Annotated in this window: 21 protein-coding genes, 1 pseudogene and 1 riboswitch; of the genes and pseudogenes, 12 read left to right on the plus strand and 10 right to left on the minus strand. The window is 71.2% G+C overall.

Going from position 1 to position 22395, the window contains the following annotated elements; translation table 11 throughout:
• Positions 1 to 109: 109 nt before the first annotated feature.
• Positions 110 to 1078, minus strand: coding sequence for a winged helix-turn-helix domain-containing protein (locus ABZ939_RS10180; RefSeq protein ID WP_361851326.1), 969 nt, complete (start codon positions 1076 to 1078; stop codon positions 110 to 112).
• Positions 1079 to 1160: 82 nt separating this feature from the next.
• Here ABZ939_RS10180 and ABZ939_RS10185 point away from each other — a divergent pair, with 82 nt between their 5' ends.
• Together ABZ939_RS10185 and ABZ939_RS10190 are read left to right on the plus strand one after the other, a co-directional pair.
• Positions 1161 to 2309 (plus strand): alpha/beta hydrolase, encoded by a 1149-nt coding sequence (locus ABZ939_RS10185; protein WP_361851328.1) that lies wholly within the window; start codon positions 1161 to 1163, stop codon positions 2307 to 2309.
• A 9-nt stretch (positions 2310 to 2318) separates the two neighbouring features.
• Positions 2319 to 3113, plus strand: coding sequence for a S16 family serine protease (locus tag ABZ939_RS10190; protein ID WP_361851330.1), 795 nt, complete (start codon positions 2319 to 2321; stop codon positions 3111 to 3113).
• Here the strand turns inward: ABZ939_RS10190 and ABZ939_RS10195 are convergent.
• The 4 genes from ABZ939_RS10195 to ABZ939_RS10210 form a co-directional block, all read right to left on the minus strand.
• Positions 3046 to 4353 (minus strand): MFS transporter, encoded by a 1308-nt coding sequence (locus tag ABZ939_RS10195; protein ID WP_361851332.1) that lies wholly within the window; start codon positions 4351 to 4353, stop codon positions 3046 to 3048. The genes ABZ939_RS10190 and ABZ939_RS10195 overlap by 68 nt on opposite strands.
• Positions 4350 to 4526 carry a hypothetical protein gene (locus ABZ939_RS10200; protein WP_361851334.1) on the minus strand — a complete coding sequence of 59 codons (177 nt, stop codon included), beginning with the start codon at positions 4524 to 4526 and terminating at the stop codon, positions 4350 to 4352. The genes ABZ939_RS10195 and ABZ939_RS10200 overlap by 4 nt, the downstream gene beginning before the upstream one ends.
• A 19-nt stretch (positions 4527 to 4545) precedes the next feature.
• The gene (locus ABZ939_RS10205; protein WP_361851336.1) at positions 4546 to 5127 is read right to left on the minus strand and encodes a winged helix-turn-helix domain-containing protein; all 582 of its coding nucleotides are present in this window, start codon (positions 5125 to 5127) and stop codon (positions 4546 to 4548) included.
• Between the two features lie 78 nt (positions 5128 to 5205).
• On the minus strand, positions 5206 to 5679 hold the full coding sequence (locus ABZ939_RS10210) for an Lrp/AsnC family transcriptional regulator (RefSeq protein WP_137989086.1): 474 nt from the start codon (positions 5677 to 5679) through the stop codon (positions 5206 to 5208).
• 121 nt (positions 5680 to 5800) lie between these two features.
• Between ABZ939_RS10210 and hppD the strand changes: the two genes are divergently transcribed.
• Positions 5801 to 6946 (plus strand): 4-hydroxyphenylpyruvate dioxygenase, encoded by a 1146-nt coding sequence (hppD, locus tag ABZ939_RS10215; RefSeq protein ID WP_361851338.1) that lies wholly within the window; start codon positions 5801 to 5803, stop codon positions 6944 to 6946.
• A gap of 157 nt (positions 6947 to 7103) precedes the next feature.
• Here the strand turns inward: hppD and ABZ939_RS10220 are convergent, their stop codons facing one another.
• Positions 7104 to 8582: a hypothetical protein gene (locus ABZ939_RS10220; protein ID WP_361851340.1), complete on the minus strand. Its 1479-nt coding sequence runs from the start codon at positions 8580 to 8582 to the stop codon at positions 7104 to 7106.
• Positions 8583 to 8691: 109 nt separating this feature from the next.
• Here ABZ939_RS10220 and ABZ939_RS10225 point away from each other — a divergent pair, with 109 nt between their 5' ends.
• Complete coding sequence (locus ABZ939_RS10225; protein WP_361851342.1) at positions 8692 to 10071, plus strand: FAD-linked oxidase C-terminal domain-containing protein; 1380 nt, start codon at positions 8692 to 8694, stop codon at positions 10069 to 10071.
• 17 nt (positions 10072 to 10088) lie between these two features.
• On the opposite strand, the gene ABZ939_RS10230 is transcribed toward ABZ939_RS10225, so the two are convergent.
• Positions 10089 to 10580 (minus strand): SsgA family sporulation/cell division regulator, encoded by a 492-nt coding sequence (locus ABZ939_RS10230; RefSeq protein WP_361851344.1) that lies wholly within the window; start codon positions 10578 to 10580, stop codon positions 10089 to 10091.
• A 276-nt stretch (positions 10581 to 10856) separates the two neighbouring features.
• On the opposite strand from ABZ939_RS10230, the gene ABZ939_RS10235 reads away from it, so the two are divergent.
• Together ABZ939_RS10235 and ABZ939_RS10240 are read left to right on the plus strand one after the other, a co-directional pair.
• Complete coding sequence (locus ABZ939_RS10235; protein ID WP_361851346.1) at positions 10857 to 12395, plus strand: RDD family protein; 1539 nt, start codon at positions 10857 to 10859, stop codon at positions 12393 to 12395.
• 102 nt (positions 12396 to 12497) lie between these two features.
• Entirely contained in the window at positions 12498 to 13232 is a 735-nt protein-coding gene (locus ABZ939_RS10240; RefSeq protein WP_361851348.1) for an RDD family protein, read from the plus strand.
• A gap of 3 nt (positions 13233 to 13235) precedes the next feature.
• Here the strand turns inward: ABZ939_RS10240 and ABZ939_RS10245 are convergent, their stop codons facing one another.
• Positions 13236 to 13511, minus strand: a complete 276-nt coding sequence (locus ABZ939_RS10245) for a hypothetical protein (RefSeq protein ID WP_361851350.1) — start codon at positions 13509 to 13511, stop codon at positions 13236 to 13238.
• Between the two features lie 344 nt (positions 13512 to 13855).
• Between ABZ939_RS10245 and ABZ939_RS10250 the strand changes: the two genes are divergently transcribed.
• Positions 13856 to 16297 carry an immune inhibitor A domain-containing protein gene (locus ABZ939_RS10250; RefSeq protein ID WP_361851352.1) on the plus strand — a complete coding sequence of 814 codons (2442 nt, stop codon included), beginning with the start codon at positions 13856 to 13858 and terminating at the stop codon, positions 16295 to 16297.
• 124 nt (positions 16298 to 16421) lie between these two features.
• Positions 16422 to 16721, plus strand: a pseudogene (locus ABZ939_RS10255) (hypothetical protein); the annotation flags it as partial.
• Between the two features lie 155 nt (positions 16722 to 16876).
• Here the strand turns inward: ABZ939_RS10255 and ABZ939_RS10260 are convergent.
• Positions 16877 to 17473: an isochorismatase family protein gene (locus tag ABZ939_RS10260; RefSeq protein ID WP_361851354.1), complete on the minus strand. Its 597-nt coding sequence runs from the start codon at positions 17471 to 17473 to the stop codon at positions 16877 to 16879.
• A 194-nt stretch (positions 17474 to 17667) separates the two neighbouring features.
• Complete coding sequence (locus tag ABZ939_RS10265; RefSeq protein WP_361851356.1) at positions 17668 to 18996, minus strand: nicotinate phosphoribosyltransferase; 1329 nt, start codon at positions 18994 to 18996, stop codon at positions 17668 to 17670.
• A 100-nt stretch (positions 18997 to 19096) separates the two neighbouring features.
• Here ABZ939_RS10265 and clpS point away from each other — a divergent pair, with 100 nt between their 5' ends.
• The 4 genes from clpS to ABZ939_RS10285 all read left to right on the plus strand — a co-directional run bounded on the left by clpS (position 19097) and on the right by ABZ939_RS10285 (position 22245).
• Entirely contained in the window at positions 19097 to 19402 is a 306-nt protein-coding gene (gene clpS / locus ABZ939_RS10270) for an ATP-dependent Clp protease adapter ClpS (RefSeq protein ID WP_260229635.1), read from the plus strand.
• A complete protein-coding gene (locus ABZ939_RS10275) occupies positions 19402 to 19986 on the plus strand; it encodes a DUF2017 domain-containing protein (RefSeq protein ID WP_361851358.1) in 585 nt (194 codons plus the stop codon). Before clpS ends, ABZ939_RS10275 begins: the two co-directional genes overlap by 1 nt.
• A 301-nt stretch (positions 19987 to 20287) precedes the next feature.
• The gene (locus ABZ939_RS10280) at positions 20288 to 21739 is read left to right on the plus strand and encodes an amino acid permease (protein ID WP_361851360.1); all 1452 of its coding nucleotides are present in this window, start codon (positions 20288 to 20290) and stop codon (positions 21737 to 21739) included.
• A 77-nt stretch (positions 21740 to 21816) separates the two neighbouring features.
• On the plus strand, positions 21817 to 22245 hold the full coding sequence (locus tag ABZ939_RS10285; RefSeq protein ID WP_361851362.1) for a M67 family metallopeptidase: 429 nt from the start codon (positions 21817 to 21819) through the stop codon (positions 22243 to 22245).
• Positions 22246 to 22295: 50 nt separating this feature from the next.
• Positions 22296 to 22369, plus strand: a riboswitch (cobalamin riboswitch).
• Positions 22370 to 22395 lie beyond the last annotated feature (26 nt).

The following is a 22395-nucleotide window of genomic DNA, read 5'->3' on the forward strand; positions in this document are numbered from 1 at the left end:
CGGTGGGCGCAGGCACGAGGGGCGGAGGCGCCCGCAAGGGCGCCGTCCGTTGTGCCCACCCGTTCCGCCCCAGCGGAACGAATGCCCACAACGGGGGTGGTGAGCCGCGTCAGGCGACCGCGCCGACCAGGAGCGTCCCCAGCGCCGTCCGGCGGTGTTCCACCGCTCTGCCCGCTCGGGACGTCGTGATCAGGCCCGCGCCCCGGAGTGCCGACGCGTGTGCCGACGCCGTCGCGTTGCTGATGCCCAGGCGGCGGGCCAGGGTCGTCGTCGTGTGGGCGTCGGTGAGGGCGCGGAGGAGTTCGAGGCGGGTGCGCCCGAGGACCGTCGCCAGGGACTCGTCCGTGCCGGGCGCCGCGCCCGGTGTGAGCGGCAGGCCGGGCCCCGCCGCGTACGTCACGACCACCGGCCGGTCCGGCAGGTCCTGGACGAGCGGCCGGCCGGTCCAATGGAAGGTCGGCAGCAGGACGAGCCCCCGCCCGCCGAGCGTGATCTCCCGCTCGTGAGCGACACCCGGCGCCGCCCACTCCCAGACGCCGTCGCGCAGCCGGGTGCCGGGCACCAGGGCCGGCAGGGCCGCGCCGACGCCGTGTTCGGCGACGGTCAGGGCGTGCCGGGTGAACTCCGCCCGGTGCAGGTCCTGCACCAGCGGCCACACCGGTGCCACGACGGTCTCGAACGCCGCCCGCTGGGCGCGGCGCAGCACGCGCAGGGCGTCGGCCCCGCCCGCGTGGAGCTCGCGGATCCACCGCGGGGACGGACGCCCGGCGTACACCCGCTCCAGCTCCGAGCGCACCAGCTTCGGCGGGGCCCCCGCCACCAGGTCGAGGCCCTCCGTCAGAGTCTCGCCGAGCACATCGAGGAACAGTGGGGGATCGCCCGCCGGGACGAGGTCCGCGAGCGGCGCCACGGCGTCCGGCAGGGACCGCAGCACCCGTCGTCGCCAGCGGCCGAACAGCAGCTCGTCGCCGCCGCCGAGCATCATCATGAAGGCCGCGTTCAGCTCCGGCACCGGGGCCGGTCGGGCGGCGAACCGTACGCGGGCGAAGTCCTCCGCCGTGAAACGGATCCGGATCACCGCACAAGCCTTTCGATCACAGCCTCAACCTTCGTCCGAAGCCCCTGCCCGGCGCCAGCCTGTCCGCATGACACCTTCCCCCATGAGCCGACGGACCGTCACCAGGGCCGGTCTCCTCGCCGCCGCCCTAGCCCTCACCCCGGCCACCGCCCGGGCCGCCGCCGCGCGCGACCTCGTCCTCCGGCTGCCCGCGCCCACCGGCCCGTACAAGATCGGCGCCACCACCCTCCACCTCGTCGACCCCTCCCGCAACGACCCGTGGAAGCCGGAGATCGGCGTACGGGAGGTGATGGTCACCGTCCTCCACCCGGCCCGGACCGTCCGCGGATACCCGCGCGCACCGCAGCTGACCCCGGGTGCCGCGGAACTCTTCACCCTCCTCGGCCCCGAGATCCGCCAGGGGCTGCCCAGGGCCGGCGTCGACTGGGCGGCCACCCTCACCCACACCCACCCGGGCGCCCCGGTCGCGCCCGGCCGCCGGCCCGTGCTGGTCTACAGCCCCGGTGGCGGCGACGCCCGCACCATGGGCACCTCGCTCGCCGAGGAGCTGGCGAGCCACGGCTGGGTCGTCGTCACCGTCGACCACCCGGGGGACGCGAGCGAGGTGGACTTCCCCACCGAGCGGCCTGGACGCGACAAGGTGCGCCCCACCGTCTTCCTCGGCCCGCCCGACGCCGAGCAGTTCCGCACCATGATCGACACGCGCCTCGCGGACGTACGGTTCGTCCTGGACCGGCTCGAAGCCCTGGAGGGGCCCCTGGGCCGCGCCCTCGACCTGGGGCGGGTCGGGATCTACGGGCACTCGGCCGGCGGCACCACCGCCGCCCAGACGCTCTACGACGACCGGAGGATCGCCGCCGCCGTGAACCTGGAGGGCTACCTGGACCGGGCCGACGGCGAGCTCTTCCCGGTGGCCCGGGACGGCGTCGACCGGCCGCTGCTCCTCCTCGGCACGGACGGCTTCCGTGACGCGCGGCTCGACCGCTCGTGGTCCGCGATGCTCGCCCACCCCGGGGGCCGTACCGTCCGGCGACAGCTCGACGACGCGGGGCACTGGGCCTTCACCGACTACGCCGCCCTCGTGCCGCAGCTGAACGCCGCCGGCCTGATGGCCACGGCCGACCGGGTCCGGCTCGTCGGCGCGATCGAACCGAGGACGTCCGTGCCCGCGGTGCGCAGGCTCGTCCGCTCGTTCTTCGCCCGAACCGTCCCTCACAGGGCCGCCCAGTAGATTGGGTGCGTGCTCTCCAGTCTCACGCGTAACCGTGCCCTCGCGCTCTGCGCCCTGCCCGTCGCCGCGCTGTTCGCGGTCGTCGGGCTCGCGCCGCTGCCGTTCGCCATCGCGCAGCCCGGCTCGACCGCCGATGTGCTCGGCAAGGACAAGGGGCGTGAGGTCATCACGATCAGCGGCGCGCCGGTCCGCCCGACGGAGGGCAAGCTGCTGATGACGACGATCGTGGCGACCGGACCGAGCGTGGACAACGACTTCGGCGAGGTCGCCGACGCCTGGTTCCGTACCGACCGGGCCGTGCTGCCGCGCGACTCCGTCTACCCTCCGGGGAAGTCGGACGCCGAGGTCGAGAAGCACAACCTGGGCCAGATGAAGCAGTCGCAGGACGCCGCCACCATGGCCGCCCTCGGCTATCTGAAGCTCGATCCGAAGGATGTGAAGGTCACCCTCCACCTCGCCGACATCGGCGGGCCGAGTGCCGGGTTCCTGTTCTCTCTCGGGATCGTCGACAAGCTCGACGGCGACGGCTCGGGCGGCGACCTCACCGGCGGCCGGACCGTCGCCGGTACAGGAACGATCGAGCCGGACGGCACGGTCGGCGCCGTCGGCGGGGTCTCCCTGAAGACCCAGGCAGCCGGACGGGACGGGGCGAGCGTCTTCCTCGTACCGAAGGCGGAGTGCTCCGACGCGCAGGCGGAGCTTCCGGAGGGAATGCGGCTGATCCCGGTCTCCACGCTCAACGACGCGGTGTCTTCGCTCCGGGCGCTGGAGCAGGGGCAGGAGGCGAAGATTCCGAGCTGCTGACGGTCCGAGGAGCGGTATCCATCTCGCGCCATGAGGGGAACACGATCGGGGCGAGCGTGGCCAGGAAGTAGATTCCGCCGAGCGTGAGCAGCGCCGTCACCAGGCCGGCCCTCTCGATCAGCTGCCCCGCGACGAGGCCGCCCAGCGGGGTCGTCAGGAGCACCCCGGCCATCGTCACTCCGGAGACCCGGCTGCGTAGCTCGTCGGGGACGCGTTCGTACGCCACGGTGGCCAGGATCGGGTTGAGGAGCCCGGCCCCGAAGCCGCCCGCGGCCATGGTGACGAGCAGCGGCAGCGTGGTGTCGGTGAGCGCGGCCACCGCGTACGGCGGGGCCCCGCACAGCAGGAACCCGGCCGTGAAGACGACCCGGCGCGGGAAGCGGTGGCCGACCGCCCCGTACAGCAGCGCCGCGAGCAGCGCGGAGCCGCCGAAGACGGCGACGAGCAGACCGAGCGCGGCGGAGCCCCCGAGGTTCTCCCGGGCGTGGACGGGCAGCAGGACCGAACTCCAGCCCTGGTTGAGGCCGTTGGTCACCATCACCATCAGGACGATGCCGAGCATCAGCGGGGAGCGGAGCACGAAGGTGTATCCCTCGCGCAGCTCGGCGCGGTAGTCGGACAGGGAGAAGGGGGCCGGGTCCGGCTGGGGCGCGGCGGACGGCACGCCCCGTAGTCCGACGAGGACGAGCAGGGCCGAGAGGCCGAAGGTGACGGCGTCGAGGAGCAGCACGGTGTCCGCGCCGATGAGGGCGACGAGGACGCCGGCGAGTGCGGCGCCGGTCATCCGGGCGCCCCGTGAGACGGCGTCGTAGAGGCTCGCGGCACGGGGGAGCGGGGTTCCCGCGCGGCGGGCCAGGTCGGGGACGAGGACGTGGCGGGCGGTCTCGCCGGGCGCGTGGAAGAGGCCGGTCACGGCCATCAGCGCGCACAGCATCCAGAACTCCAGCACGCCCGCGCCGTGCAGGAGCGGGATCGCGGCCAGCGCGAGGGCGCAGACGAGGTCGGAGACGACGCTGATCCGGCGGCGCCCGATCCGGTCGATGACCGGGCCGCCGACGATGGCGGAGACGACGACGGGGACGGCCGCGCAGAAGGCGACCAGGCCCGCCTTGCCGGGGCTGCCCGTGGTGTCGAGCGCGAACCACGGGACTCCGATGAGGGTGAGCGAATTCCCGGTGATGGAAATGGCGTTGGCGGCCAGGACGGTGGCCAGTGGAGCACGTCCCTCCGGTGTGCTCATGCGGCGAGCGTGACCGGTCGGGGGGAGGCGGGGACGGCCAGGCGCAGCCCTAACTCGACGAGCGCCCAGCCCACTTGGGTACGCAGCGGGGTGCGGGGAGGTGCCTGGGCCGCCGCGTTCCGGAGTTCGCCGGCGTGCAGGCGGTGGAGCTGAAGGTGGATGTCGGCGTGCATGGTTTCGTGATCCCTTCCGTCAGTTCTCTCGCTGAGGGAACGCGTGCAGGTGCATCCGCACGCGGGTGGCGCCCGGCGCGTCGGGGTCGGCGCTCTCCCCGTACTCGTTGATCAACTCGTGGATCTTGGCGTTGAGTTCGCGCAGCCGCTCGGGCGCCAGGCGCAGCGTGAAGTCGCTCATGTCGGTGGCGCCGGCCCAGACGTCGTCCCAGTCGTGGCGGGTGCCGAGCCAGGTGTTCAGCTCCTGGGTGTGGATGGTCGCGATCTCGTGGAGGTAGACCTCCATGGCGCCCCGGACCTCGGGGTCCGCGTTGCGGTGCAGCGACTCGTCGACGGACGTGCCCTGCTGGGCCGCCTTCCACCACCGTTCCCGGCCCTTGCCCCGGGTCGGGTCGTCCTCGACGAAGCCGTGCGCGGCGAGCTGGCGCAGGTGGTAGCTGGTCGCGCCGCTGGACTCGCCGAGCCGTTCGGCCAGTTGGGAGGCGGTGGCGGGCCCGTGGTGGCGCAGGGCGCGCAGCAGCTGGATGCGGAGCGGGTGGGCGAGCCCGCGCAGGGAGCGCGGGTCGAGTGTGCGGCTGACACGTTCCTCGTGTGCGGGCATGAGTCGAGCCTAGAGTTGCAAAGAAGTAGTTGCAAGGGATTCTTTGCAACTACTTCTTTGGAAGTGCCTCTCCCGGAGTCAGTCGACGTCCTCCGCCGCCTGTTCCACCAGCGGGATGATCCGCAGGGGTACGGGGTTCTCCATCACGATCGCCGTGGAGGCGCGCACGATGCCCTCGAAGCCGACGACCCGGTCGATCACCCGCTGGAGGTCCGCGTTGGAGCGGGCGACCAGGCGGCAGAGCATGTCCCCGTGGCCGGTGGTCGTGTGCAGTTCGAGCACCTCGGGCACGGTCGCCAGGTGGCCCCGGACGTCGGCGCCCTGGCCCTGCTTGATCTCCAGCGTCGCGAACGCGGTCACCGGGTAGCCGAGCGCCGCCGGGTCGACCTGCGGGCCGAACCCGCGGATCACCCCGTTGGCCTGGAGACGGTCGAGGCGTGCCTGCACCGTGCCGCGCGCCACCCCGAGCCGGCGCGAGGCCTCCAGGACCCCGATCCGCGGCTCCTGGGCAAGGAGCACGATCAGCCTGCCGTCCAGATGATCGATCGCCACACCGGCCTCCTCATGGTCATCCTGTACAAGTATCCCGCTCATACTGGCTGGTCACTGTGCAGATTGCCCAGCTGGGAGGCGAACTATTGCGCAGCTTGCCGATCGGCGGGACTCTGCCGTCATGACTGAGACCATCGATCACACCCCTTCCACGGCGCGGCAGGCCGATCCCTTCCCCGTGAAGGGAATGGACGCGGTCGTCTTCGCCGTCGGCAACGCCAAGCAGGCCGCGCACTACTACTCCACGGCCTTCGGCATGAAGCTCGTCGCGTACTCCGGACCGGAGAACGGCAGCCGCGAGACCGCCAGTTACGTCCTGACGAACGGCGCCGCCCGCTTCGTGTTCACCTCCGTCATCAAGGCTGCCACCGACCGGGGCCGCTTCCTGGCCGAGCACGTCGCCGAGCACGGTGACGGCGTCGTCGACCTGGCGATCGAGGTACCCGACGCGCGCGCCGCGTACGCCTACGCCGTCGAGCACGGCGCCACCGGCATCACCGAGCCGTACGAGCTGAAGGACGAGAACGGCACCGTCGTCCTCGCCGCCATCGCCACCTACGGCAAGACCCGCCACACCCTCGTCGAGCGCTCCGGCTACGACGGCCCGTACCTGCCGGGCTTCGTCTCCGCGAACCCGATCGTCGAGCCGCCGGCCAAGCGCACCTTCCAGGCCATCGACCACTGCGTCGGCAACGTCGAGCTCGGCAAGATGAACGAGTGGGTGGCCTTCTACAACAAGGTCATGGGCTTCACGAACATGAAGGAGTTCGTGGGCGACGACATCGCGACCGAGTACTCGGCGCTGATGTCGAAGGTCGTCGCGGACGGCACCCTGAAGGTGAAGTTCCCGATCAACGAGCCGGCGATCGCGAAGAAGAAGTCGCAGATCGACGAGTACCTCGAGTTCTACGGCGGCGCGGGCGTCCAGCACATCGCCCTCGCCACCAACGACATCGTGGCGACCGTGCGTTCCATGCGCGCCGCCGGCGTCCAGTTCCTCGACACCCCGGACTCGTACTACGACACCCTTGGCGAGTGGGCCGGTGAGACACGGGTGCCCGTCGAGACCCTGCGTGAGCTGAAGATCCTCGTCGACCGCGACGAGGACGGCTACCTGCTGCAGATCTTCACGAAGCCGGTCCAGGACCGTCCGACCGTCTTCTTCGAGATGATCGAGCGCCACGGCTCGATGGGCTTCGGCAAGGGCAACTTCAAGGCCCTGTTCGAGGCGATCGAGCGCGAGCAGGAGAAGCGCGGCAACCTGTAGTCCTCGTCCGCCGAGACCGACGGGCCCGGGGCCACCGCCCCGGGCCCGTCGCCGCGAGCACCCGGGCCCGCCCGGGGCGCCGGCACGCTGCGGCGCCCGCGGGGTTGGCGCCGCAGCGCTGCCGCCGCGCATCCGCACAACCCGGAGCACTCTCCGGTTAGCTCGGCTCCGGGCTCGTCGGCGGCTCCTGGAGGGGCGGTGCCGAGGCGGTCGGGTTCGGCGGGGGCGGGGGCTTGATCGGCTCCGGGGGCTCGGTCGGCTCCGGGCGCAGTTCCTGAGGCAGCTCGTCCGGAGGGTCCCCGAGCGCCGCCACCGCCGACCGTGCCTCCGGGGCCAGCAGCGGTGAGAAGTACGGGTTGATACGCAGCGCCTCCGCCAGATGGCGGCGCGCCGGGCCCAGGTCCCCCACCGCCCGCTCGATCTCGCCCCGGTGGTACGTGAACAGGGCGCTCCGCAGCCCCTCGTCCGTCGCTTTCTTCGCGTACTGCAGCGCCTCCTTCGGCTGCCCCGCCCGGTACAGCGCCCACCCCAGCGCGTCCGCCACCTGCACCGACCGGTGCCCGCGCGCCCACTCCTCCTTCAGCCGCCGCACCGCCGCGACCGCGTCACCGTGGTCCGCCTCGAACAGACCGAGGACGGCCTCCGCGTTGACCCACGTCCGCGTCCTCAGCAGCTCGTACTCGTTCTGCGCGTCCCCGTCCAGGCCGAGCGACTCGTAGAGCTCGCCCGCCTCCAGGACGTACTCCGGCAGCGGCAGCCGCGCCAGGGCCGCCCGGTAGCCGTCGACCGCCTCGTCCGTACGGCCGAGCGCCGCGAGCGCCCGGGCCCGGCCGGCCAGCGACGGGCCGTGGTCCCGTACGAGCCCCAGCGCCGCCCCGTACTGCGCGAGCGCCTCCTCCGGCTCGCCCCGCTCCCAGGCCAGATCGCCGAGCCGGGCCAGCGCCGCCGCCTTCTCCGCACCCGTCGCCGCCTGCGCCACCGCGTCGCTCGCGGCCGCCGACGCGTCCTCCCGCCAGCCCCGGTTGCGGTACATCTGCGCCGCCCGCGCCCTGACCGCCCCGCCCGTGTGCAGCTCCTCCAGCGTGGAGAGCGCCTTCTGGGCCGACTTGTACTCTCCGAGCCCGTTGTACGCGTCGATCAGCAGCGGGTACGCCGCCCAGCGCTTCGGTTCCTCCTTGCGCACCGCCTCGCCCCAGGTCCGCGCCGTGCGCCAGTCTCCCCGGGCATTCGCCAGGGCGGCGAGGCCCAGCTGCGCGTCGAGGTTCCCGCGCGCGGCCGGCCGTACCTCCAGCGAGCGCCTCAGCGCACGCTCCGCCCGCGGGTAGTACGTGGCGTCGCCGAGCCGTGCACCCCGTTCCGTATAAGCCGCGCCCAGCACGGCCCATGACGCGTCATCAGTCGGGTGCTCCGCCAGCCACTTCTCCCGGTCGCCGATGAGCGCGGCCAGATCGGGCAGCGAGGCCTGCGCACCCGCGTTCGCCGCCATCGCCGCCCGCGCGGCGGCTCCTGGCGCGGGCGACGGCCCGTCGTCGAACAGGCCCGGGGCGAGATCGGGGGCGTACAGCAGAGCCGTCGCCGCGAGCACCGCGCCCACCCCGGCCGCGAGGACCGTCCTCGACATGTTCTCCGTCTTCATGGCGCTCACTCTGGGCCAGTACGAAGAGCACACGAAGCGTCCACTCCGCTCGGCGAAGCCGAACGCACGGCGGGTTCACACCGATGGCCCCGGGTGCCACGCTGGACGTATGGACGATCTTCTGACGCGGCTCCACGCCGACCTGCGCGCGGGGCTGCCCGCCGAGGCGCTGATCACCGACCCGGACGTCACCGCCTCCTACGCCCACGACATGGCGAGCTTCTGCACGGCCGGCACCCCCGCGGCCGTCGTGCTCCCGCGCACCGTCGAGCAGGTTCAGCACGTCATGCGCACCGCGACCGCGCTGCGCGTCCCGGTCGTCCCCCAGGGCGCGCGGACCGGTCTGTCCGGCGCCGCGAACGCCTCCGAGGGCTGCATCGTGCTGTCCCTGGTCAAGATGGACCGGATCCTGGAGATCAGCCCGGTCGACCGGATCGCCGTCGTCGAGCCGGGCGTGGTGAACGCCGTCCTGTCCCGCGCCGTGAACGAGCACGGCCTGTACTACCCGCCGGACCCCTCCAGCTGGGAGCAGTGCACCATCGGCGGGAACATCGGCACCGCCTCCGGCGGCCTGTGCTGTGTGAAGTACGGGGTGACGGCGGAGTACGTCCTCGGCCTGGACGTCGTCCTCGCCGACGGGCGGCTGCTCTCCACCGGCCGGCGCACCGCCAAGGGGGTCGCCGGGTATGACCTGACCCGGCTCTTCGTCGGCTCCGAAGGCAGTCTCGGCATCGTCGTCGGCGCGACCCTCGCGCTCCGTCCGCAGCCGCCCGTACAGCTCGCGCTCGCCGCCGAGTTCCCCTCCGCGGCCGCCGCCTGCGACGCCGTCTGCGCGATCATGGAGCGCGGCCACACACCCTCGCTTCTTGAGCTCATGGACGGCACCACCGTCCGTGCGGTCAACAAGCTGGCGAACATGGGGCTCCCGGACACCACCGAGGCGCTGCTGCTGTGTGCCTTCGACACCCCGGATCCGGCCGCCGATCTGGCCGCCGTCGGGGAGCTGTGCACGGCGGCCGGTGCCACCGAGATCGTCCCGGCCGAGGACGCCGCCGAGTCCGAACTCCTCCTCCAGGCGCGCCGACTGTCGCTGACCGCGCTGGAGACGATCAAGTCCGCGACGATGATCGACGACGTGTGCGTGCCCCGCACCAAACTGGCCGCGATGCTCGACGGCACCTCCGCCATCGCGGAGAAGTACGACCTGACCATCGGCGTCTGCGCGCACGCCGGCGACGGCAACACCCACCCCGTCGTCTGCTTCGACCAGGCGGACGAGGACGAGTCCCGGCGGGCGCGGGAGTCCTTCGACGAGATCATGGCGCTCGGTCTGGAGCTCGGCGGCACGATCACCGGCGAGCACGGTGTGGGCGTACTCAAGAAGGACTGGCTGGCACGGGAGTTGGGGCCGGTGGGGGTGGAGCTGCAGCAGGGCATCAAGCGGACCTTCGACCCGCTGGGGATCCTCAACCCCGGAAAGCTGTTCTGACCGCGCAGCGACCCCCCTCACACCTCACCGTCCTGGGACTCGTCCGACGGCCACGGGTCGCGCAGCCACAGGTCGTCGGCGACCGACGTGGTGGCCAGGAGCTCGGCAAGACCGTCGTCGATGCCGAGCTGCTCGGACTCGGTGCCCGGCGGCACCGCGCGCAGGGTCCGCTCCAGCCACGCGGACACCTGCGCCGAGGGTGCTTCGAGCAGCGCGTCGCCGTCGGGGGAGGAGAGCGCCATCAGCACGACGTTGCGCCCTTCGACCTTGGTGGGCCAGATACGGACGTCCCCATGACCGCAGGGCCGGAAAACTCCCTCGACGAGCAGTTCGCGGGCGAACGTCCAGTTGACCGGGTGGTCCGAGCCGACGTGGAAGGTGATGTGCACGGCGTACGGGTCGTCGGTGCGGTAGGCGAGTCGGGCGGGTACGGGGATGGAGCGCTCGGGGGAGAGCACCAGCTTCAGCTCCAGCTCGCGCTCGACCACGGTGTTCTCGGTGTTCTGCATGGGGTGACGTCCTCTCCGGTATGGGGCCCGGGTGGGCCCGCACAGGAAGAGAGCGGGGTGGCGGCCGGCCATTACGCGACTTCCGAGAAGTTTTTTCGGGAAGTTTCTCGGGGCCCCGATCGCGGGTGACCGTCGGCCCGAGCGTGACGGTGAGTGGCGGGTTTTGTGGGTATGTCGCTCGAAGGCGGGTTTCTGTCGGCCTCTTTGTTCCCGGGGCCGTGTTCTTCGTTACTGTCCTCCCTGAGACAAGCGTTGTGACGGAACGGAGTCGGGGCAGTGGCTACTCCTCCTGGAGCCGGCGGAGAGGTACCGCAGGCCGGGTACTACCCGGACCCGTCCATTCCCGGATACATCCGGTACTGGAACGGGGGCGCCTGGGTGCCCGGGACGAGTCGGCCCGCGCCCAAGGAGGGCGAGGCGCCGCCGACCGCACCGGCCGGGGTGATGCCCGCGGGACCGGCGCTGGCCCCGAACCCCTCGCCCGCGCCCGTGGTTCCGTCCACTCCGGTGCCCGCCGTGGAGGAGACGGGACCCGTCTTCCTGGACGAGGAGCCGGTCGCCGAGACGCGGCCCGAGCCCGAGCCGGCCTCGGCGTGGCAGGCGGACGTCTCCCGCCAGACCGGCTTCGGCGGGGACCGGGACCAGCGGGTCTCCTGGGGCGCGCCGGAGGCTGAGCCCGCCGCGCCGACGGGTGGCGCGCCGGACCCCCGCGTGGCCGCCGCCAGGACCGCGAACCCCGAGCCCGCACCCACGCCCTCGCCCGCGCCCGAACCGACTCCCGCCCCGCGCCCCGCGGCCACGTCCTCGGCCCGGCTCGGCGGCATGCCCGTCACCCCGGCTCCGGCGGCCGACCCGACGGGCGGCGCGCTGCCCGGCGTACGGCAGACGAAGCCGCAGGCGGAGGGAACCATGACGATCCGTGCCCTTCCGCCCAAGGGCACGCCCGGCGGGCAGGGCACACCGGCGGCGCAGCCGCAGAGCCCGCAGAGCCCGCAGAGCCCGCAGAGCCCGCAGAGCCCGCAGGGCCCGCAGGCCCTCAGGGCGCCGCAAGGCAGCGCGCAGGCCCCGCAGGCCGCCCCGCACGCGCCGCTCCCGCGCGTGCCCGGTCAGGCGCAGCCCGCACCGGCCCCCACCCCGGCCGCCAACCCCGCTCCCGCTCCCGTCACCACGGGCCCCGGCGGCGGCGCCCCCTCCTGGCCCCAGCAGGTCCAGCAGCTCGCGCAGCCCTCCGCCGCCGCTGCCGGCCCCCAGGCCGGCGAGGCGGAGCAGCCCGTCCTCCCCTGGAAGCCGCCCGTCGAGGACCCGTTCCTCCGGGCCGCCCGGGCCCAGGCCGCCGCCCGCCCCGCCGGTCTCGGCAAGCGCCTCGTCGCCCGGTTCGTCGACACCCTCGTCCTCGGCGCACTCGTCGCAGGGGCGTCCTTCCCCTTCGTCACCCAGGCGCTCGACCACATCGAGGCCAAGATCGAGGCGGCCAAGCAGTCCGGCACCACGGTCCAGGTCTGGCTCCTGGACGGCACGACCTCCCTCCAGTTCGGGATCGCGCTCGCCGCCTTCCTCGTCCTCGGCGTGCTGTACGAGGCGGTGCCCACCGCCAAGTGGGGCCGCACGCTCGGCAAGAAGCTCTGCGGTCTCCAGGTGCGGGACATCGAGGCGCACGAGCCGCCGACGTTCGGCGCGGCCCTGCGCCGCTGGCTCGTCTACAGCGTCCTGGGGCTTCTGGTCCTCGGTGTCCTCAACGTCCTGTGGTGCCTCTTCGACCGCCCCTGGCGCCAGTGCTGGCACGACAAGGCGGCCCACACCTTCGTGGCCGGGTAGGCCCCGGCTCGCCGACCGGGGGCGACGGGCCGCCCGTACGGCGGTCCCCCGAACGGGCGGCGATTCCTTGCGGGGCCCTGCCTCGCGGGATGCACTGCCCCCATGAGCAACGACCAGCCGACGCCCGGCCAGCCGCCCGAGGACGACCCGTTCCTCAAGAAGCCGCAGGAGCCCACGCCGCCGTCGGCGGGCTCTCCGTACGGCTCCCAGCCGCCTCCCCCCGAAGGGCCGCCGCCGGGCGGGCCCCCGCCGGGGGGACCGCCGCCCGGCTCCCCGTACGACAACGTTCCGCCGCCGCCCCCGCCGTACGGCTCCCAGCCCTACGGCGGCGGGGGCGGCTACGGCGGTCAGGACCCGCTGGCCGGGATGCCGCCGCTCGCCGACTCCGGCAAGCGCATCCTCGCGAGGATCGTCGACTGGCTGATCATCGCCGTGCCGCTCGCGATCATCGGCATCCCGTTCAACGTGTACGACCGGGCCTCCGACAGCGACGACTTCGGCGACACCATCACCGCGACCAGCACGGGCACCGGTCTCGTCTTCCAGCTCATCACCATCGTGGCGTACGTCGGGTACGACACCGTGATGGTGGCGAAGAACGGCCAGACCCTCGGCAAGAAGTGGATGAAGCTGCGGGTCGCGATGCTCAACGACGGCTCCACGCCGCCGATGAACGCCTCGCTGATCCGTGCCATCGTGCTGTGGCTGCCCGCGCTGATCTGCTGCGCCTGCCTGTGGCCGCTGCTCCTGCTGATCCTGATCCTGGTCGACAAGCCCTACAAGCAGGGCCTGCACGACAAGGCCGCCAAGACCGTGGTGGTGTCCGTCCCGCAGTAGCGGCTACGAGCTCGATCCGATCCGGGTATCGGCCCCCGCGCCCACGCGCGCGGCCGGTACCCGGATCTCGTCGTTCCGGGGGAGGGGTGGCACGGGCGCGGGCGCCTTGCGATGGACGGGCATCGTCACCGTGACGAGCAGCCCGAGCAGCAGTCCGGCGGCGCTGATCACCACGATCCCGAGCGGCGTCGTGGTGCGGGACAGCAGCAGCAGGGCGACGGTCGAGAAGACGACGGTGGCCGAACCATAGGCGAGTTGTGCGGCGTTCGGACGCGGCATGACGGGTACCGTCCCTCGAAGCATCGGCGGGTCGCACTCCCGAGCGACTCTACGACGGTGGATGCCCGAGCGAAACGGGTAGTAAGCGTGACCTAACCCACGGTACGGATGCACAGGGGGCGCATCGAGTCACCGATTCCGCCAACCGCCCTCCTCGGTGCGCCCGGTGGCCGTCCGGATAGCGGAAATGGACTCCTACATAGTGCAGTTGGTCTGTTCAAGTCAAGATCTGTCTTTTCTCCTCCAGCTCCGGTCGAATGTCGTCACTTGTGACGCGCGACCCCCGCCGAGCGGACACCCCACCTTCGGTCCGTGGGCGCGGGCGCCGGGGAGGAACACATCAAGTGACCAACAGACGACGGGCGATCAGAGCGTCCGCAGTCGTCGTGGCGCTCGCGGCCACCGCCGCCACCGCCTCGACTTTCGCCACCGCATGGGCCGAGGACAGGGGTCCGACCGCACCGGCAGGCATCGAGCGCCAGGACCCGGCTCCGGGCTCCGGCGTGGACAAGACCGCGGTCGACCACGACCTCGAGGGTCCGTACAGCAAGCAGCAGGAGCAGCAGCGCAAGGCCGCGCTCGAGCAGGTGCTGAGCGGCGAGACCAAGGTCGAGCGTCGCGGGGGCTCCCAGGTCGTCAAGCTCGACAGCAAGAAGTACGTCGAGCTGGGCCGCGAGAAGACCGACAAGATCTTCACGATCCTCGTCGAGTTCGGTGACAAGGTCGACAACACGACCCTGGTGGACCGCGCCGACGACGACACCACCGAGCCGAAGCCGAAGTTCGGCGGCACGCCCGGCCCGCTGCACAACCAGATAGCCGAGCCGGACCGTGCGAAGGACAACTCGACGGCCTGGCAGAAGGACTACAACCAGCAGCACTTCCAGGACCTGTACTTCGGCACCGGCAAGGACAAGAAGGGCCAGCCGAAGCAGTCCCTGAAGACCTACTACGAGAAGACCTCCTCGGGCCGGTACTCGGTCGAGGGCGGCGTCTCGGACTGGGTCAAGGTCGAGTACAACGAGGCCCGTTACGGCTCGAACTACTGCGGCAACAGCAACTGCGCCAACGTCTGGGACGCCGTCCGCGACGGTGTGGCCGCGTGGACCGCGGACCAGAAGGCCAAGGGTCGTACCGACGCCCAGATCAAGGCCGACATGGCGCAGTACGACCAGTGGGACCGGTACGACTTCGACGCCGACGGCAACTTCAACGAGGCCGACGGCTACATCGACCACTTCCAGATCGTCCACGCGGGCGAGGACGAGTCGGCCGGCGGCGGCGTCCAGGGCGGCGACGCCCTGTGGGCCCACCGCTGGTACGCGTACGGCACGGACGCGGGCAAGACCGGCCCGGCGAACAACAAGTCCGGCGGCACGCAGATCGGCGACACCGGCATCTGGGTCGGCGACTACACGATGCAGCCCGAGAACGGCGGCCTCGGCGTCTTCGCCCACGAGTACGGCCACGACCTGGGTCTGCCCGACCTGTACGACACCTCGGGCAAGGCCGGCGCCGAGAACTCGACCGGCTTCTGGTCCCTGATGTCCTCCGGCTCCTGGCTCGGCCGGGGCAAGGAGTCCATCGGCGACCTGCCCGGCGACATGACCGCCTGGGACAAGCTCCAGCTCGGCTGGCTCAACTACACCAAGGTGAGCAACGAGCAGCGCGGTACGAAGTCCACCCACAAGCTGGGCGTGGCCGAGTACAACACCAAGAACCCGCAGGCGCTCGTCGTCGAGCTGCCGAAGAAGCAGGTCACCACCGAGGTCGTCGCCCCCGCCGAGGGTGCCACGCAGTGGTGGAGCGACATGGGTGACGACCTCAAGAACACCCTGACCCGCTCGGTCGACCTCACCGGCAAGTCGAAGGCCGCCCTGGAGCTCAAGGGCTGGTACGACATCGAGCTGGACTACGACTACCTCTACACCGAGGTGTCGACGGACGGCGGCGCCAACTGGACCGCTCTGGACGGCACGGTGGACGGCAAGCCGCTGCCGCGCGACGCGAGCGGCGCCCCGGCGCTGACCGACGTCTCCGGCGCGTACAAGTCGCTGGCCTTCCCGCTGGACGCCTACGCGGGCAAGAAGTTCGACCTCCGCTTCCGCTACCAGACGGACGGCGGCGCGGGCGGCAAGGGCTTCGCGGCCGACGCCATCACGCTGACCGCCGACGGTGCCACTGTCTTCTCGGACAACGCCGAGAACGGTGACAACGGCTGGACGCCGAAGGGCTTCTCGCGGATCGGCGGCTCCTTCACCGAGGCGTACGAGCAGTACTACCTCGCGGAGAACCGCCAGTACGTCTCGTACGACGCGACCCTCAAGGTCGGCCCGTACAACTTCGGTTTCGCGGGTGACAAGGCGAGCTGGGTCGAGCACTACCCGTACCAGAACGGTCTGCTCGTCTGGCTGTGGGACACCTCGCAGAAGGACAACAACACGGCCGTCCACCCGGGCCAGGGCCTCGTCCTTCCGATCGACGCGCACCCGACGCCGCTGAAGTGGACCGACGGCACGCTGATGCGCAACCGCATCCAGTCCCACGACGCGCCCTTCGGCACCTACCGCACCGACGCCTTCCAGCTCCACAAGGCGGACGTCCCGGTGTGGATCAAGCCGCAGGCCGGCAACCCGGTCTTCGACGACCGCAAGGGCACGTACTGGTTCAAGGAGACCGAGCGGGCCGGTGTGAAGGTAACTGACACCAACACCAAGATCACGGTCGTCAAGGAGCCGAAGAACGGCGAGACGATCACGGTCCAGGTGGGTCCGTCGACGAAGTAATCTGCATCGTCGCAGGTCAAGGCATGATCGGCCGTCGCCCTCTAGCGGGCGGCGGCCGATCGTGTTTAGGTGCAGCTGACCGAGTTCTTATTGACAGCAGGTTCACAGGGGGAGTGGTTTCGGCATGCCCGGTGGAGGGTTCTGCAAGTTGCCGGGAGGCAGCGTGGTGGTCGCGATCGGGCTCCCGAGCCCCGCGGGCGACGGCGCCACGGTCCGCTTCCTGGTCCACGCGGCGAACCGCGCCCGCGCCCTGACCAGGCTGCGGAACCTGGGCCTGCGAGCGGTCTATCTCCGCGGCAACGCGGAACCCCCGACCCCGGACGAGATCACCGCGGTCCTCCACCACCCGGACGGCCTCCTGTGGCGCACGGCGCCCCACGAGCTCTGGCACTCCATACGCTCGCTGCCGAAGGAGCCGGGCGCGGACACGCGTCCCGCCGGGGCGATCCCACCCCCACCCCCCGTTGTGGGCATTCGTCCCGCTGCTGCTCCCCCCGCCGACAGCAGGGGCCGGGACGGATGGGCCCAGCCGACGACGAGCGCCGCGCTGACCTGGCCCTAGGGCCGGCCGATCAGGGCCTAGACCACGGGCTTCCCGGTGAGCTCGACCCCGGCCGTCCTCAGCTCTTCGAGGGCCTTCTCGGTCGTCGCCTTGGCGACCCCGGCGGTCAGGTCGAGGAGCACCTGCGTACGGAACCCCTCGCGCGCCGCGTCCAGCGCCGTCGCCCGCACGCAGTGGTCCGTCGCGATTCCGACCACGTCGACCTCGCGCACATCCCGCTCCCGCAGCCACTCCGCGAGCGTCGTGCCGTTCTCGTCACGCCCCTCGAAGCCGCTGTACGCCGCCTCGTACGCGCCCTTGTCGAAGACCGCCTCGATCGCCCCGCTGGCGACCGCGGGCGCGAAGTTCGGGTGGAAGCCCACGCCCTCCGTGCCGGCGACGCAGTGCACCGGCCAGGAGGAGACGTAGTCCGGCTCCTGGCCCGCCGGGGCGAAGTGGTCGCCCGGAGAGACGTGGTGGTCACGGGTGGCCACCACGTGCTGGTACGCGGCGCCCGCCGCCTCCCCGACCAGGTCGGTGATGGCGGCGGCGACGTCCGCTCCCCCCGCCACCGCGAGGCTGCCGCCCTCGCAGAAGTCGTTCTGAACGTCCACGACGATCAATGCGCGGTGCATGGCGGGTGTCCTTTGATGGGCGGGGCGGTGGGAAGGGAGGGGCTCGGGATGGCGGGAAGGGAGGGGCTCGGGGCGGCGGGATGGGAGGGGCTCGGGATGGCGGGAAGGGACGGCTCGGAAGGGGGAATGACGTCGAGCCTAGAGACTTCCCCCTCCCCGCGGGAGGGGGCGTCGGAGGGTGTTACACGTACTCCTTACACATACTCCGTGGGCAGCACCGGCTCGCCCCGCGACAGCTGGATCGCCGACATCGGCAGCCCGGCCCGCGCCGCGATGTGCCGCGACCTGGCCGCCTCCAGCGGCTCGCGGGCCACCACGTCGCCGCCCTTGACGAGCTCCACGAGCAGCTGGCGGTCGGCGAGCTCGGCCGGGACCGGTCCCGTGCCGACGACCTCCGCCTCCGCGACCCCGTCCGCGTCCGTCCGCCGCGCCGCCCACTTGCGGCCGCCGACCGAGGTCTTGCCGCCGAGCGACTTCTTGGCGACCGCGATCAGCGGCGCCTTCGGGTCGGCCGACTGGGCCCGGGCGACCAGCTTGTAGACCATGGAGCAGGTCGGGTGCCCGCTGCCGGTGACCAGCTGCGTGCCCACCCCGTACGCGTCGACGGGCGCCGCCGCCAGCGAGGCGATGGCGTACTCGTCCAGGTCCGAGGTGCACACGATCTTGGTGTCCTTCGCGCCCAGCTCGTCGAGCTGCGCCCGCACCCGGTGCGCCACGAGCAGCAGGTCGCCGGAGTCGATCCGGACGGCTCCGAGCTGCGGGCCCGCCAGCTCGACGGCGGTACGGACGGCCTCGGCGATGTCGTAGGTGTCGACGAGCAGCGTCGTACCCCGGCCCAGCGTGTCCACCTGGGCCTGGAAGGCGTCGCGCTCGCTGTCGTGCAGCAGGGTGAAGGCGTGCGCGGAGGTGCCGACGGTCGGGATGCCGTAGCGGAAGCCGGCCGCCAGGTCCGAGGTGGAGTCGAAGCCGCCGACGTAGGCCGCTCGCGCGGAGGCGACGGCGGCCAGCTCGTGGGTGCGCCGGGCGCCCATCTCGATCAGCCGCCGGCCGCCGGCCGCGGCCGACATCCGGGAGGCGGCCGCCGCGATGGCCGAGTCGTGGTTGAGGATCGAGAGGATCACGGTCTCCAGGAGCACGCACTCGGCGAAGGAGCCCTCGACCCGCAGGATCGGGGAGCCGGGGAAGTACACCTCGCCCTCGGGGTAGCCCCAGATGTCCCCGGAGAAGCGGTAGGCGGCCAGCCACTTCAGCGTCGGCTCGTCCACGATGCCCTGGTCGCGCAGGAAGCCGAGGACGCCCGCGTCGAAGCGGAAGTTCTCGACGGCGTCCAGGACGCGTCCGATGCCGGCCACCACGCCGTAGCGCCGCCCCTCGGGCAGTCGCCGGGTGAAGACCTCGAAGACGGAGCGCCGGTCGGCGGTACCGCCCCGGAGGGCCGCCTGGAGCATGGTCAGCTCGTACTGGTCGGTGAAGAGCGCGGTCGACGGCACGTCCACCGGGAGCCCAAGGTCCGCAGCGTTCATGTCAGCGATGCTACACGAGAAATCGTCAGAGTGACGATTTCTCGTGTCGGGAGGTGACCCGTTTGTGCGACCCCCCTCCCGAGGTGGCAGCATGGTGTAAGTGAGCGTCGCGCCTATTGAGATCGAACGTACGGAATCGGCCGAAGAGACCTTCGCGGTCGTCGAACCGGACGTGCCGTGGGTGACCCTCGTCCACAACGATCCGGTCAACCTGATGAGCTATGTGACCTACGTCTTCCAGGCGTACTTCGGTTACTCCAAGGACAAGGCGCACAAGCTGATGCTCGACGTGCACCACAAGGGCCGCGCGGTGGTCTCCAGCGGCACCCGCGAGGAGATGGAACGGGACGTGCAGGCGATGCACGGCTACGGGCTGTGGGCGACCCTCACCCAGGACCGCGGCTGATGGCGGGCCATTTCGAGGCGCTGCCCGGCGGCGGCGCGGCCGTCGCGCTCGACGAGGTCGAGATCTCCATCCTGCGCTCCCTCGCCGTCCAGCTCATGGAGCTGATCGGTCCGGGTGACGAGCCGGTCGAGGGCGAGGACCCGCTGGCCGCGCTCTTCGCCGAAGGTCCGAGCGAGCCCCCGAGCGATCCCGCCCTCAAGCGGCTCTTCCCGGACGCGTACGGCGACGAGGACGAGGAGCTGCGGGCGGCGGCGGCCGACTTCCGGCGCTACACCGAGAACGACCTGCGGGCGCGCAAGCGCGAGGACGCCCTCGCGGTCGTCCGCAACCTGGACGCGCTCACCTCGTCAGGCGAGGGCGGGGCGATCCTCAAGCTCACCGCCGACGAGTCCCGGGCCTGGCTCGGCGCCCTCAACGACCTCCGGCTGACCATCGGGACCCGTCTCGAGGTCACCGAAGAGGACGAGAGCGAGGCGCTCTACCGGCTGCCGGACTCCGATCCGCGCAAGCCGATGGTGATGGCGTACCTCTGGCTCGGCGCGCTCCAGGAGTCGCTCGTCGAGACCCTGATGCCCGGCGCTTGAGTTCCGTTCGCTCAGCGGACACTCAAATCCGGATAACGAATACGTCACCAAAGTGTTCTAGCTGGTCCTCTTGAGTGGCTTTTGCCCTCTTTTGCATGTGGCGTGCGCCACATTGCCGCCCCTCGATCACTGTTTCCCCCGTGATAAATCTTCACGACCGCCCGGGGACGCCACCCCTGTTCCCGGGGGCGCTTTGGCCGGCTGACCGCCGGTAGCACTCCATCCATATCCGGGGGGATCAGGACCTGATCCGCAGCCAGACGCAGTCGGCGCGGATCAGCATGGAGAAAGGCGCACCACCATGACCTCAGTGCAGGTCGACAAGCAGCACGACGGCAGTGAGGCCGCGGACTCCGCCTCGGGCGAGGGTTATCACCGGGCACTCGGCGCCCGTCAGATCCAGATGATCGCGATCGGCGGCGCCATCGGCACCGGCCTCTTCCTGGGCGCGGGCAAGGGCATCTCCAAGGCGGGACCCAGCCTGATCCTCGCGTACGCGATCGCGGGCCTCGTCATCTTCTTCATCATGCGGGCGCTCGGCGAGCTCCTCATGTACCGCCCCGTGTCCGGTTCCTTCTCGGAGTACGCACGCGAGTTCATCGGTCCCTTCGCGGGCTTCGTGACCGGATGGACGTACTGGCTCTTCTGGGTCGTCACCGGCATCACCGAGGTGACCGCCGCGTCCGAGTACATGCAGTACTGGACCAAGAACGCGGACGGCTGGCTCAATCAGCCGCAATGGGTGTTCGCCCTGATCTTCACGGTCGTCCTGTTCCTCGCGAACCTGATCTCGGTCAAGCTCTTCGGTGAGCTCGAGTTCTGGTTCTCGATGGTCAAGGTCACCGCGATCGTCGGCATGATCCTGATCTGCGCCGGCATCCTCACCATCGGCTTCTCCGACGCCGGTGACACCGCCTCGATGACCCTGCTGTGGTCCGAGGGCGGCTTCTTCCCCAAGGGCATCGGCTCCACCCTGATGACCCTGCAGATGGTCATGTTCGCCTTCCTCGCGGTCGAGCTGGTCGGTGTGACGGCGGGCGAGTCCAAGGACCCGAAGACCGTCCTGCCCAAGGCCATCAACACCGTGCCGTGGCGCATCGCCGTCTTCTACGTCGGCGCGCTGATCATGATCCTGTCGGTCGTCCCGTGGACCCACTTCCAGCCGGGCGTCTCCCCGTTCGTCGCGGCCTTCGAGAAGATGGGCCTCGGCATCGGCGCGGCCATCGTGAACTTCGTCGTCCTGACCGCCGCGCTCTCCTCCTGCAACTCGGGCATGTACTCCACCGGCCGCATGCTGCGCGACCTCGCGCTCAACGGCCAGGGCCCGAAGTTCTTCACCAAGCTCACCAAGAACGGCCTGCCGCTGGTCGGCACCTCGTTCTCCGCCGGGCTGATGATGGTCGGCGTCTGGATCAACTACCAGTGGCCCGGCGACGCCTTCAACTACGTCGTCTCCTTCGCCACCATCTCCGGCATGTGGGCCTGGATCATGATCCTGATCTGCCAGGTCCGCTTCCGCCTCAAGGCCGACCGCGGCGAGCTGCCCCAGTCGTCCTTCAAGGCGCCGGGCGGCATCTGGGCCAGCCTCTTCGCCCTCGCCTTCATCGGCATGGTCATCGTGATGATGGGCATCGACAAGGACGCGCGGATCTCGCTCTACTGCGCGCCGCTGTGGGGCCTGATCCTCGCTGTCGCCTACCTGGTCCTGAAGGCCCGCAACCCGGAGGGCGCGGCCTTCGCCAAGCGCTCCTGAGCTGCCACGTCTCGGCATTCGGGCCGTTCCGTACCACTCCTCGGTACCGGACGGCCCGTCTGTTTATCCTGTCGGACATGCTGACCATCACCCGGGCCCTGTACGACCAGATCGTGGAACACTCCCGCGCGGACCACCCCGACGAGGCCTGCGGCGTGGTCGCGGGTCCGGTCGGCGCCGGCCGTCCCGAGCGGTTCATCCCGATGCTGAACGCCGCGCGCTCGCCCACGTTCTACGAGTTCGACTCCGCCGACCTGCTGAAGCTGTACCGCGAGATGGACGACCGGGACGAGGAGCCTGTGATCATCTACCACTCGCACACGGCCACCGAGGCCTACCCGTCCCGCACCGACATCTCGTACGCGAACGAGCCCAACGCCCACTACGTGCTGGTCTCCACCGCCGACACCGACGGCGCGGGCCCCTTCCAGTTCCGCTCCTTCACCATCGTCGAAGGCGTCGTGACCGAGGAGGACGTGAAGGTCGTCGAGGCCTACGAGGTCTGACGGCGCCTTGCCCGAATGAGAGACTGACCGGACATCAGGGCGGCAGGACCCAGGAAGCCGGTGCGAATCCGGCACGGTCCCGCCACTGTGACCGGCGCCTTCGGGCGCCGGAAGCCAGGAACTGACCTGCCGCCTCTCACCACCGACTGG

The sequence above is a fragment of the Streptomyces sp. NPDC046712 genome (assembly GCF_040645695.1).
Lineage (GTDB): Bacteria > Actinomycetota > Actinomycetes > Streptomycetales > Streptomycetaceae > Streptomyces.